Annotated in this window: 11 protein-coding genes; 7 read left to right on the forward strand and 4 right to left on the reverse strand. The window is 71.7% G+C overall.

Annotated features, from left to right (window positions below; translation table 11 throughout):
* The first annotated feature begins 62 nt into the window (after nt 1–62).
* The 4 genes from BHS09_RS29350 (at nt 63) to BHS09_RS29365 (ending at nt 5071) form a co-directional block, all read left to right on the forward strand.
* Nucleotides 63–1520: an ABC transporter ATP-binding protein gene (locus BHS09_RS29350; protein WP_237079899.1), complete on the forward strand. Its 1458-nt coding sequence runs from the start codon at nt 63–65 to the stop codon at nt 1518–1520.
* Nucleotides 1513–2628, forward strand: a complete 1116-nt coding sequence (locus tag BHS09_RS29355; protein ID WP_140794730.1) for an ABC transporter permease — start codon at nt 1513–1515, stop codon at nt 2626–2628. Before BHS09_RS29350 ends, BHS09_RS29355 begins: the two co-directional genes overlap by 8 nt.
* Nucleotides 2621–3550 carry an ABC transporter permease gene (locus tag BHS09_RS29360; protein WP_090490275.1) on the forward strand — a complete coding sequence of 310 codons (930 nt, stop codon included), beginning with the start codon at nt 2621–2623 and terminating at the stop codon, nt 3548–3550. Before BHS09_RS29355 ends, BHS09_RS29360 begins: the two co-directional genes overlap by 8 nt.
* A gap of 357 nt (nt 3551–3907) precedes the next feature.
* Nucleotides 3908–5071, forward strand: a complete 1164-nt coding sequence (locus BHS09_RS29365) for a sensor histidine kinase (protein WP_140794731.1) — start codon at nt 3908–3910, stop codon at nt 5069–5071.
* Here the strand turns inward: BHS09_RS29365 and BHS09_RS29370 are convergent, their stop codons facing one another.
* The 4 genes from BHS09_RS29370 to deoC all read right to left on the reverse strand — a co-directional run bounded on the left by BHS09_RS29370 (nt 5072) and on the right by deoC (nt 8803).
* Complete coding sequence (locus tag BHS09_RS29370) at nt 5072–5716, reverse strand: hypothetical protein (RefSeq protein WP_237077553.1); 645 nt, start codon at nt 5714–5716, stop codon at nt 5072–5074. It abuts the gene before it with no gap.
* 65 nt (nt 5717–5781) lie between these two features.
* A complete protein-coding gene (locus tag BHS09_RS29375) occupies nt 5782–7509 on the reverse strand; it encodes a phospho-sugar mutase (protein ID WP_140799672.1) in 1728 nt (575 codons plus the stop codon).
* Nucleotides 7510–7573: 64 nt separating this feature from the next.
* The gene (locus BHS09_RS29380) at nt 7574–7966 is read right to left on the reverse strand and encodes a TraR/DksA family transcriptional regulator (RefSeq protein ID WP_140794734.1); all 393 of its coding nucleotides are present in this window, start codon (nt 7964–7966) and stop codon (nt 7574–7576) included.
* A gap of 15 nt (nt 7967–7981) precedes the next feature.
* Nucleotides 7982–8803 (reverse strand): deoxyribose-phosphate aldolase, encoded by an 822-nt coding sequence (gene deoC, locus BHS09_RS29385; protein WP_140799673.1) that lies wholly within the window; start codon nt 8801–8803, stop codon nt 7982–7984.
* Nucleotides 8804–8917: 114 nt separating this feature from the next.
* Here deoC and BHS09_RS29390 point away from each other — a divergent pair, with 114 nt between their 5' ends.
* From BHS09_RS29390 to BHS09_RS29400, 3 genes are read left to right on the forward strand one after another with little or no spacing between them, the layout of a single operon-like run.
* Nucleotides 8918–10114 carry a ComEC/Rec2 family competence protein gene (locus tag BHS09_RS29390; protein WP_140800790.1) on the forward strand — a complete coding sequence of 399 codons (1197 nt, stop codon included), beginning with the start codon at nt 8918–8920 and terminating at the stop codon, nt 10112–10114.
* Nucleotides 10111–11451: a ComEC/Rec2 family competence protein gene (locus BHS09_RS29395; RefSeq protein WP_140799674.1), complete on the forward strand. Its 1341-nt coding sequence runs from the start codon at nt 10111–10113 to the stop codon at nt 11449–11451. The genes BHS09_RS29390 and BHS09_RS29395 overlap by 4 nt, the downstream gene beginning before the upstream one ends.
* A gap of 13 nt (nt 11452–11464) precedes the next feature.
* Nucleotides 11465–11710: a DUF3006 domain-containing protein gene (locus BHS09_RS29400; protein WP_140794737.1), complete on the forward strand. Its 246-nt coding sequence runs from the start codon at nt 11465–11467 to the stop codon at nt 11708–11710.
* The last annotated feature ends 1 nt before the right edge of the window (nt 11711 follow it).

Consider the following 11711-nt stretch of genomic DNA (forward strand, 5'->3'; position numbering starts at 1 on the left):
CCCTCCAGAACATCCACAAGGCCTTCGGCACCTGCGTCTCGCTGGCGGACGCGTCGCTGGACGTGCACCGTGGCGAGCTGCTCGCCGTGGTGGGTGAGAATGGCGCGGGCAAGTCCAGCCTGATGAACGTCCTCTACGGGCTCTACCAGCCGGACGCGGGCGTGCTGTCACTGGACGGCCAGCCCGTGCGCTTCAAGAGCCCTCGGGACGCGATTGCGCGGGGCATCGGCATGGTGCACCAGCACTTCATGCTCGTGCCCACGCTGTCGGTGGCGGAGAACGTGGTGCTGGGCCGCGAGCCCACCCGCAACGGACTGCTGGACCTGGAGCGCGCGGTGCAGGAGGTGTCCGCCACCTGCGCCCGCTTCGGCTTCCAGTTGGAGCCCCGGGCACGGGTGGACACGCTCAGCGTGGGCTCGCAGCAGAAGGTGGAAATCGTCAAGGCGCTGCACCGCGGCGCCCAGGTGCTCATCCTCGACGAGCCCACCGCCGTCCTCACGCCGCAGGAATCCGACGAGCTGGCCCGGGTCATGCGCGGACTCGTCGCTCAGGGCCACACCGTGGTGCTCATCAGCCACAAGCTGAAGGAGGTGCTCGGCGTGGCGGACCGCATCGCCGTCATGCGCCGGGGCCGCTGCGTGGCGGAGGTCCGCGCCGCCGACACCACGGCCGAACAGCTCGCCGCGCTCATGGTGGGTGAAGGACAGCGCGCTCCGGCCGCCGCCACTCCAACCACGGCCGTGTCCCAGGCCCCCGGCGAGTCGCTGCTGGACATACGAGGGCTCCAGGCCACCGGCGACAACGGGCGCCCTGCCCTGCGCGGCGTGGACCTGGAGGTGCGCGCGGGTGAAATCGTCGGCATCGCGGGCGTGGACGGCAACGGGCAGCGCGAGCTGGCGGAGGTCCTCACCGGCCTGCGCCCGCTGACGTCCGGAAGCGGCACGCTGCTGGGGGGGCCCTTGAGCGGTCTCACTCCAGCCCAGGCGCGGACGCGCGGCGTGGGACACATCCCCGAGGACCGGCTCCACCGCGCGGTGGTGAAGGCGCTCAGCGTGGAGGAGAACGTGGCCCTGGGCCGGCACACGCGGCCGCCCTTCGCGAAGGGCCCGTGGATTGATTTCAAGGGCCGCCGCGAGCGCACGCGCGCGCTGACCGTGGCCTACGACGTGCGGCCTCCCGACCCGGAAGTCGCTCTGCGGGCCCTGTCCGGGGGCAACCAGCAGAAGGTGGTGGTGGCGCGCGAGCTGGATGCGCGACCCCGGTTGCTGGTGGTGGTGCAGCCCACGCGCGGGCTGGACGTGGGCGCGGTGGCGCAGGTCCACGCGAAGCTGCGCGAGGCGCGCGACCAGGGCACGGGCGTGCTGCTGGTGTCACTCGATTTGGAAGAGGTGCTGGCCCTGTCGGACCGCGTCTATGTCTTCTTCGAAGGCCGCGTGACGGGCCACTTCCTCCGTCACGAGTTCGACGAGCGCGAGCTGGGACGGCGCATGCTGGGGACCACGGAGCCGGGCCATGCCTGAGCGCGTCAGACAGATGCTGCCGTCGGTGCTCTCCGTGCTGCTGGCGCTGGGCGTGTGCTGGGCGCTCATCGCGCTCACCATGGAGCCGGGCACCGCGACGGACGCCTATCTGCAGATGTTGTGGGGTGGCATCGGCAACTGGCCCGCGTACCTGGACGGCGCCGCGGCCACCGTCATCACCCGTCCGCTGGGCGAGTCCGCGATGAAGGCCGCGATTCTCACCCTCACCGGCCTGTCTGTGGCGGTGGCGTTCAAGGTGGGCCTGTTCAACATCGGCGCGCAGGGACAGATGCTGCTGGGCGCGCTGGCCGCCGCGGTGGTGGGCGCCCAGGTGTCACTGCCGGGCGTGCTGCACGTGCCCGCGGCCTTGCTGGGCGCGGCGCTCGCGGGCGCGGCGTGGGCAGGCATCGCCGGGCTGCTGCGCATCTACCGGGGCGTGCACGAGGTCATCTCCACCATCATGCTCAACTGGGTGGCGCTGAGCCTGGTGGACAACTGGCTGGTCGTGGGCCCGCTGCGCGGCGCGGCCGAAGGCGGCCAGTCCATCACCGGCACCGCCGAAATCCAGGCCACCGCGGTGCTGCCCCGGCTTCTGGGGGAAGGCTCGCGGCTCAACCTGGGCTTCCCGCTGGCGCTCGCCGCGGCGCTGGCGGTGTGGGTGTGGCTGACACGCACGCGCTCCGGCTTCGAGACGCGCGCGGTGGGCATGGGCGCCGAGGCCGCGCGCGCCGCGGGCATCCCCGTGGCCCGGCGCATGGGAATGGCCATGGCGCTCGCGGGGGCCATGGCGGGGCTGGCGGGCGCGGTGCTGGTGCTGGGGACGGAGGGGCGCTACCCCGGCACGTTGGGCGCGCCCTACGGCTTCGACGGCATCGCCATCGCGCTCATCGGCAACAACCACCCGCTGGGCGCCACCGTGTCCGCGCTCTTCTTCGGCGTGCTGCGCGCGGGCGGAACGCGCATGCAGCTGCTCGGCGTGCACAAGAGCTTCCCCGAGCTCATCCAGGGCCTGGCGCTGCTCTTCGTCGCCGGGCGCATGGTGTGGCTGGCGCTGCTGCGCCGGCGGAGCGTGGCGCCCGCTGCGTCGGCGGAGGTGCCCCGTGCTTGATGTCCTCCACTCGCTGCTGTTCTCCACCCTGGACGCGGCGCCGGCGCTCATCTTCGCCGCCCTGGGCGCGGTGCTCTCCGAGCGCGCGGGCGTGATTGCCGTGGGCATGGAGGGGATGATGCGCGTGGGCGCCTTCTGCGCGGCGGTGGCGGCGCTGACGATGCCCACGCCCCTGGCCGTCGTCATGGGCATGCTCGCGGGCGCGGCCCTGGCCGGCGTGCATGGCTTTCTGAGCATCCGCTGGCGCTCGGACCAGGTGGTGTCCGGCATCGCCCTCAACCTGGTGGCCCTGGCCGGCGGCACCTTCCTGCTGGAGTCGCTCTACGGCCCCAACGGCACGCCGCCCATCCAACAGCTCACCCGCTGGAACATCCCCGGGCTCGGCTCCGTGCCGGTGCTGGGCGCACTGTCCGGGCACTCGGCGCCCACGTATCTGGCGCTGCTGCTGCCCTTCGCCTTCCAGGGCCTGCTGACCCGCACGCCCCTGGGCCTGCGGCTGCGCGCGGTGGGCGACAAGCCCCAGGCCGTGGCGACGCTGGGCCTGTCGGTACCGGGGCTGCGCTGGGGCGCGGTGCTGGGCAGCGGGCTGCTGGCGGGCCTGGGCGGCGCGGTGCTGTCCACCGCCGTGCTGGACCGCTTCGAGCAGCACACCCCCGCGGGCCTGGGCTTCATGGCCCTGGCCGCCATGGTGTTCGGCCGGTGGACGCCCGTGGGCGCCTTCCTCGCCGCCACCTTCTTCGCCTTCGGTAACGCGCTGCGCATCGGCCTGGTGTCGAGCGCCCCCGGGCTGGTCGAGCTGATCCCCCAGGGCGTCCTCCTGGCCCTGCCCTATCTGCTCACGCTGGTGGTGCTGACCCTCCAGGGCCAGCGCAGCAGCGCCCCCGCCGCGCTCGGAACGCCCTACGAACAAGAGTCGCGCTGACACTTTGCGCGCAAGCGAGGTCATTTCATACCCGGGTGAAAATCGATTTCGGGTCGGGAGTGACCTCGCCTTTCGTTGGCCGGATTCCAGTTGAGATAACTTTCTCCAGTGTCGCAACGATTCAAACCCCTGACGTTACAGGGCTACCACCGTTGGAGGTGCAATGGGCGGCTCCGACGCGCCGGGACGAAGCGCGGCATGAGCCTCGCATAGACACAGCGCGGTATCGGATCACGTACCGGACTGGACGCAAGCGCCCGGGGGGGAGCTCCATCCAGGGCGAGAGGGGTCCGTAGGACGGCCTGGAACACCCGGGTGAAGTGAAGGCTCACCTGGTCACCATGTAGGGGTGGCGTGATGCTGGAGACGACGGAGACCGCGACGTATCGGCCCCGAGTTCTGGCCGTGGACGTGGAGTCGGGCGGCATGGAGCGGCTGTGCTCCATCCTCGCGCCGGCGGGTTATGACGTGCTGACCGCGAGCGGACTGGCGGCGGCCGCGGCGGCGCATCAATCCGCGGACCTGGTGCTGCTCGACGTGGAGCGCCCTGGCACGGACGGCCTCGCGACGTACCGGCGCCTTCAGGACGCGCTGGGAAGCCCGGCCCTCCCCGTGCTCATGCTGACGCCCAGCGCGGACCGGGAGACGCGCCGAGAGGTGCTCGAGGCGGGCGTGGATGATCTGCTCATCACGGAGCCCCTGGACCCGCTGGAGCTGAAGGTCCGCATCCACACGCTGCTGGAACTCAAGGCGCACCGCGAGCGCGGTGGCCAGCGCGCCGAAGCCCTCAAGGACCCGCGCGCCCGCTGGGTGGAGATGGAGCGGCTGGCCCGCGTGGGCACGCTGGCCGCGGACGTGGCGCAGAACCTGGGTCGCGTGGGCGAAGGCCTCCAGCGGGCGCTGGAGCACGTGCGCACGCGCGCGCTGCAGGGCCTGCCGCCAGACGCCGACGAGCTCAAGAAGCTGGGCGTGGCGGGCGAGCAGATGCGCCTGCACGGCCAGCACCTGCTGTCGCTGGGCACCACCAGTCCGAAGGACATCCAGCGCTTCGACCTGCGCGACCTCATCCCCGCGGTGGTGGAGCGGATGCGTGACGCCGGCCGCCTGGGCACCGCCGAGGTGAAGGTGCAGCTGCCGGACGAGGCCATCGCCGTCGTCTTCAACCGCCGCCAGCTGGAGCAGGTGCTGGTGGAGCTGCTGGCCAACGCGGTGGACGCTGTGGAGGACGTGACGGACCGCCCGCGTCGCATCCACGTGGGCGTGGAGCTGCCGGACATCTTTGGGGACTTCGGCCCGCGCCTGTACGTGAAGGACACAGGCATCGGCATCTTCGAGGACGAGCTGCAGGCCGTCTTCGAGCCCTACTACACGACGAAGGCGCCCGAGAAGGGCGCCGGGTTGGGCCTCACCGTCGCGCGCACCCTGGTGGAAGCCATGGGCGGCGCGGTGACGGTGCAGAGCCGCGTCAACCTGGGCAGCACCTTCACGGTGGAGCTGCCCGAGCAGACGTCGTCCTGGTAGCTAGAAGCGGTAGGCGACGCCGAAGAGCGCTTCCAGCGTGAACTCGGTGTCGTCGATGTCCGGGATGACGGCGGGCCCCAGCCGGACGTTGAAGGTGACGCCCAGCTGGCGGTTGACGAAGTACTCCAGGCCGCCGCCCACGAGGACAGGGAACACCGGACCGATTCCCTCGCCGAAGTAGACGTGGAAGGGGATGTCCAGGCCCAGGTTCACCATGACGGCGCTGCCGGCGGGGATGCCCACCACCAGGCCCACGGGCAGCGCCAGGCCCACGTCGGTGTCATGCCGGTTGAAGTAGAAGAACGGGCCCGGCTGGAAGGTGAGCGCCAGCGAGAAGTTGCGCTCCTTGACGAGCTGCAACCGCATCCACGCCTGGAGCTTGATGCCTGGGTCCGTGTAGCGGACCCAGCCCTCGCGGCCCCAGTTGAAGCTGAACTTGCCGCCGATGTCGAAGCGCTCCGAGCCACCGTGCAGCAGGCCCAGGGAGATGCCGGGCCAGCCAATCTGGCCATGGAAGGCGGTATTGCCCCGTCCCAGCGTTTCACCGGCGAGGACAGACCAACCCTGTCCCCCGCGCTGCGCCAGCGCGGTGGCGGGGAGGGCCAGGAAGCAAGCGAGGAGGACTCCGGGGAGCAGTCGCTTCACACGGTACCTTTCTGCGAGGGCCGCCGAGGAGGGCGGGCGGCGGGTGTGGTGCTGCGTCTCTAGACTCACGCCGGCTGCCCGCGCTCACGCGCGAGGCCGAGGAAAGCATCGATGAAGCGGGCCAGCCGGGACTCGGCGCGCGCACGGGCCTGAGCCAGGGGCTCACCGTCGGCGAGCGTCTCCTTCAGCTCGAAGTAGTATTTGATTTTCGGCTCGGTGCCGGAGGGACGCAGCGTGACGCGGCCGCCGCTCTCCAGCTCGAACGCGACCACGTTGGAGGGAGGCAGGCCCCGCTCGCCCTTCTTGTAGTCACTCACGGCGCGGACGGCGTCACCGCCGATGTGCTTCGGAGGCGAGGCGCGGAACGCGTCCATGATGCCGCGGATGACCTGCGCGCCCGCCGCGCCGGGGAACGTGAAGTTGCGCTGCGAGCCCACGTACAGGCCATGCGCGCGCTGAATCTCCTCCAGGTAGCCCAGCACCGTGGTGCCGCGCGCCTGGCACCACGCCGCCAGGTCCGCCATGACGAGCGCCGAGCCCACGCCGTCCTTGTCGCGCGTCACCGTGCCCACGGTGTAGCCCAGCGCTTCCTCATAACCGAAGACGAAGCGGGTGCCCTCGGCCTGCTCGCGCTCCAGCGCGCGGTTGGCGATCCACTTGAAGCCGGTGAGCACCTCGTCACACGCGGCGCCCAGCGAACGCGCGATGTCCCCCAGCTGCGCCGAGGAGACGATGGTGGTGACGACGTGTGGCTTCCCCTGCTTCGACCCCTGGGTGAGGACGTAGTGGCCCAACAGCACGCCCACCTCGTTGCCCGTCAGCAGCCGCAGCGCCCCATCCGCGTCGCGCGCCATGACGGCCAGCCGGTCCGCGTCCGGGTCATTGGCCAGCACCACGTCCGCCTTCACGCGCTCGGCGGTGGCGGTGGCCAGGTCCATGGCGCCCGGCTCCTCCGGGTTGGGGAAGCGCACGGTGGGGAAGCGGCCATCCGGCTGCTGCTGCTCGGCCACCGGGGTGACGCGCGGGAAGCCCGCCTCGCGCAGGGCCCGCACGGCCCAGTCGCCGCCCACGCCGTGCATGGCGGTGTAGACGATGGACAGCGAGTCGGAGCCCTTGCCCACCACGCGCAGCCCCAGGATGGCGCGCACGTAGGCGTCGCCGATGGCCGCGGGCAAATCCCGCCACAGGCCATTGGCGCGGGCGTCGGCCGGGGTCAGCAGCGGCACGCGGTTGGCGGGCTCCACCCGGGCGATGGCGGAGGCAATGCCCGTGTCATGCGGCGGGATGATCTGCGCGCCGTTGCCCCAATAGACCTTGTAGCCATTGTACTCGGGCGGGTTGTGGCTGGCCGTCACCATGACGGCCGCGGCGGCGTTCAGGTGCAGCGCGGCGAAGGCCACCAGCGGCGTGGGCACCGGCTCCGGGAAGACGTGGGCGGGGATGCCCTCGGCGGCCAGCACCGCGGCGGTGTCCTCGGCCAGTTCGGCGCTCAGGTTGCGCGCGTCGCGGCCCACCACCACGCCCCGGGTGGCGACGTCCGGCACCTGCTCCTTGAGGTAGCGCGCCAGGCCCGCGGTGGTGCGGCGGATGACGGCGCGGTTCATCCGGTTGGGACCGGCGCCCAGCACGCCGCGCAGGCCCGCGGTGCCGAACTCCAGGTCCTGCGAGAAGCGGTCCTCCAGCTCGGCCCAGTCCGCCTTCGCCAGCAGCGCCGCCAGCTCCGCCGCGGTGGACGGGTCCGGGTCCGCCTGACGCCACGCCTCCGCCCGCTCCTTCAGTCCGGTGGTGTCCATGAGCCCTCGAAGCCTCGTGTAGCCGTTGAGGGCGCGCGAGGCACGGGGCTCGCACGCCGGTTGTTCAGGTGTAGTCGGTCAGCTTGCTGCGGGTGGCGCGGCCCTTGGGGCCGTCCTTGTTGCCCTGGCACGTCACGCAGAACTCCGCGTAGGGCATGGCGCGCAGCCTGCCGAGCGGAATCTCGTCGCCGCACTCCTCGCACTCGCCGTAGCCGTCCGGGTCCTCGCGCAGCTTGCCCAGCGCCTTGAGCACGCGGGCCAGCACGCCGTCCATGTTCCGGTTCCGGTTGGAGGCGATGGCCTGCATCATCTCGTTGAGCGGCTGCTCGTCCTCGTCGCCGCCGATGCGCGCGTCATCGGTACGGTTGGGCTCGATTCTCGACGGCGTCTTCTCCGTCAGCTCCGAGTGGAGCGCGAGCAGCAGCGCCTGGAGTTCCTCTCGCTGTTTCGCGTTCACGGTGTCCGCCTCGGGTCAGTACTTCGAGGTGGAGGTCTGCCCGGAGACGATGGCCACCGACGCGGACGCGCCCAGGCGGTTGGCCCCCGCGCGCAGCATCTTCATCGCGTCCTCGGCGGAGCGGATGCCGCCGGACGCCTTCACGCCCACCGTGTCCCCCACCACCCGGCGCATCAGCGCCACGTCCGCCTCGGTGGCCCCGCCCGGACCGAAGCCCGTGGACGTCTTCACGAAGGCGGCGCCCGCGGCCTTGGAGAGCGAGCAGGCAATGACCTTCTCCTCGTCCGTCAGCAGGGCCGTCTCCAGGATGACCTTCACCGGCACGGGCCGGCTGGCCTCCACCACGGCGGCGATGTCCTGGTGCACCAGCGCGTAGTCGTGCGCCTTGAGCGCGCCGACGTTCAGCACCATGTCGATTTCCCGCGCCCCGGCGCGGATGGACTCCCGGGCCTCGAAGGCCTTGGCGGACGGCAGCGAGGCGCCCAGCGGGAAGCCCACCACGGCGATGGGCAGCGTGGACGTGCCAGCCAGCACCCGCGCGGCGGTGGCCACGTGCGTGCTGTTCACGCAGACGGTGGCGAAGCCGTACTGGCGAGCCTCCTCGGCCACCTTCACCACGTCCTCGGCGCGAGCCTCGGGCTTGAGCAGCGTGTGGTCGATGTACGGCGCCAGGTCCGCGTGGGAGCGCACCGTCTCCATGGCCACACGGGCGGTGGACGGGCCCGACGCGGGAGCACTGGCCCCGGGCGTCTGCCCCTCCTTCCACGCCTCGAGCCGGCGGCGCGCCTGGTTGGCAATGTCCTCGACGAAATGGAAGAGGTCTTCGGAGTCGGACATGCCCGGCCCCTTAGCCCACTTCCAGGCCCTCGGGAAGCGCTCGCGGGAGAAGCTCGCATCATCCGATGCCCCTGGGTGCCAGGGGGGGGACGGAGCGGTAGAGTCCACCTCGTGATGTCCTTTGTCCGGTGGCTCGCACTCCTCGTCCTTCTCCTCGCCTCGATTCCAGGCCTGGCGCTGGCCCAATCGGCCGGCCAGCCGCTCACGGTGCATTTCTTCGACGTGGGACAGGGGGACGCCGCGCTCATCATCTCCCCCACCGGCAAGACGGTGCTCATCGACAGCGGCCCGCCCGACGCGCGACACCGCCTGGAGCAGCGGCTGCGCGAGCTGGTGAAGGAGCCGCTGGACCTCGCCATCCTCACGCACCCCCACCTGGACCACCTGGGCGGCATGTCCACCGCGCTGCGCTCGGTGGGGGCCCGGCGCTTCATGGACCCGGGCTTCGACCACCCGAGCGAGGCGTACCGCGACCTGCTCAACGTCGTGGGTGACGAAGTGGGCCAGGTGATGACGCCCGTTCCCAATCCCCAGGACCCGCGCTCCCTGGTCACCATCGGCCTGGGGGATGGCGCGGCCCTCACCGTGCTATGGCCGCGCGTGCCGGAAGACCCCTTCCTCACGGGCACCCGCTCGGACCCGAACTCCAACTCCATCGTCGCCAAGCTGACCTACGGCAAGACGGCCTTCCTCTTCACCGGGGACGCCGAACCGGACACCGAAGCCACGCTGCTGCGCAAGCCCATCAACCTCACCTCCACCGTGCTGAAGGTGGCCCACCACGGCGGGCGGCACTCGTCCACCGCGGACTTCCTGGCCGCGGTGAAGCCCCAGGCCGCCGTCATCTCCGTGGGCGCGAAGAACGACTACGGCCACCCTACCTCCGCGGTGCTGGAGCGCCTGCGCGCGGTGAAGGCCACCGTGTTCCGCACCGACCAGGACGGCGAGGTGGTGGCGACCAGCGACGGCAACGTCGTCTCCCTGCGCGCGGAGAAGCGCGGAGGGGCGTCGGAGCTGGTTCCCGGAGGACTGAAGCCGGGCCCGGTCGCGCTCGGGCCCATCACCCGGGGAACGCGCCGGACCAGCACGCCCCGTGGGCGCGGCGCCGCGTCCGCCCCGGCGGAGGCCCCCGGCACCGACACCACGCAACGCGGCGCGGACGCGTCCCGATACTTCAGCCTCAAGGGCAGCAAGGTGTTTCACAAAGAGAGCTGCCGGACCCTGAAGCGCTCCAAGTCGGACCGCACCGCCTATTCGAGCCGCGCCGAAGCCATGCGCGAGCGCCGCCCCGCCGAGGACTGCCATCCATGAGCTTCCGCCCGCGCTTCGTCCTCGCCGTCCTGCTGGCTCTGGCGGCCTGCAAGGAACCGCCGCCACCTCCCCCGCAGCCGGCGGCCACGCGCCCGGCGGAGCCCCCTCGGCGCTACTTCGGTGGCACCCCGGACGGGAAGCTCCACGTCTACTTCTTCGACGTGGGCCAGGGCGACGCCGCGCTCATCGTGTCGCCAGACGGGTATACGGCGCTGGTGGACACAGGCCCCGCTTCCGCGGCGGAGCACCTGGTGAACCGGCTGCCCGAGCTGCTCACGCAGCGGCTGGACCTGGTGGTGCTCACCCACCCGCATTCGGACCACCATGGCGCGCTGGAGCCGGTGTTGAAGCGCGTGGGCGCCAGGCAACTGCTGGAGCCGCAGCTGGGCGCCACGCCCAAGGCCTATGACGCCCTGCTCGGCGCCGTGGCCAGCCAGGGCGTGGAGTTCATCTCTCCGTCCCCCTCCCCCGCTACGCCCAACGCGCTCCAGCGGCTGCCCCTGGGCGCGGGCGTGTCCCTCACGGTGCTGTGGCCGCGCGCGCCCACCGAGCCGCTGCTCGACGTGCCCGAGGCCGCGCTGGAGGCCAACTCCGTCATCCTCCGGCTCACCTATGGGGACACCGCGGTGCTCTTCATGGCGGACGCGCATGCCCGGACGGTGGACCACCTGCTGGCGCGCAATGCCCCCATGCAGGCCACGCTGCTCAAGGTGGCCGCGCACGGCACCGAAGGGCCCACCACCGCCGCCTTCCTGTCGGCGGTGGGGCCTCGCGCCGCCGTCATCTCCGCGGGCGAAGGCAACCTGATTGGCGCTCCCGCGCCGGCCACGCTCAAGCAGTTGGAGGCCACCGGCGCGCAGGTGTTCCGCACCGACCTGCACGGCGAGGTGCAGGTGGTGAGCGACGGGAAGACGCTCGTCGTCACGCCGCAGCGGCTGTCCGCCGGCGTCCCGGAAGACACGCGCTACAGCTACCTGGGCCTGGGCACGCCCATGCCCCGGGACGCCGCGCTCGCGGGGGACCCCCGGCGTTCGACGGGCCGCTCCGGCACGCGTGACGTCTCGGGCAAGCAGCCCACGGGGAAGATGTACACCCTGAGCCTCGACGACCCGACAGACGAAGGGGCTCCCTCTCGCGCGGGCTCGCGCTCGCGAAGCGGGTCCTCCGATTCAGGCGCCGTGAAGGTGGGGACCTACGTCGGCAGCGTCCGCAGCGACGTGTTCCACAGGCCCACCTGCCGCAACGTCGTGAAGATCAAGTCATCGAACCTGGTGACCTTCTCCAGCCGGGAAGAGGCCTCGCGTGGACGGCGGCCCGCCCGGGACTGCAACCCCTGAGGAGCCACGCCCCATGACGACCCGGGCCACGCTGGACCGCATCGAAGACGACATCGCCGTGTTGGTGGTGGAGGGCCGAGAGGTGACGCGCCCCCTGAGCGAGCTGCCCGAGGGCATCCGCGAGGGCGACGTGCTCGACCTCGACACCCTGGAGGTGGACCGGGAGGCCACCGAGGCCCTGCGCGAGGAGGTGCGCAGGGCCCGCGAGAAGGCGACACGCGGCAAGAAGCCGCCGCCGGCCGGGAGCTTCGACCTCTAGA

It is taken from the genome of Myxococcus xanthus (genome assembly GCF_006402735.1).
In the GTDB taxonomy this organism is placed as follows: domain Bacteria; phylum Myxococcota; class Myxococcia; order Myxococcales; family Myxococcaceae; genus Myxococcus; species Myxococcus xanthus_A.

Bases quoted from the DNA above. Each gene is read 5' to 3' on its own strand.
- BHS09_RS29390 (WP_140800790.1), top strand. From the start codon at position 8,918: ATGTCCTTTGTCCGGTGGCTCGCACTCCTCGTCCTTCTCCTCGCCTCG.
- deoC (WP_140799673.1), bottom strand. From the start codon at position 8,803: ATGTCCGACTCCGAAGACCTCTTCCATTTCGTCGAGGACATTGCCAAC.
- BHS09_RS29355 (WP_140794730.1), top strand. From the start codon at position 1,513: ATGCCTGAGCGCGTCAGACAGATGCTGCCGTCGGTGCTCTCCGTGCTG.
- BHS09_RS29365 (WP_140794731.1), top strand. From the start codon at position 3,908: ATGCTGGAGACGACGGAGACCGCGACGTATCGGCCCCGAGTTCTGGCC.
- BHS09_RS29395 (WP_140799674.1), top strand. From the start codon at position 10,111: ATGAGCTTCCGCCCGCGCTTCGTCCTCGCCGTCCTGCTGGCTCTGGCG.
- BHS09_RS29400 (WP_140794737.1), top strand. From the start codon at position 11,465: ATGACGACCCGGGCCACGCTGGACCGCATCGAAGACGACATCGCCGTG.
- BHS09_RS29375 (WP_140799672.1), bottom strand. From the start codon at position 7,509: ATGGACACCACCGGACTGAAGGAGCGGGCGGAGGCGTGGCGTCAGGCG.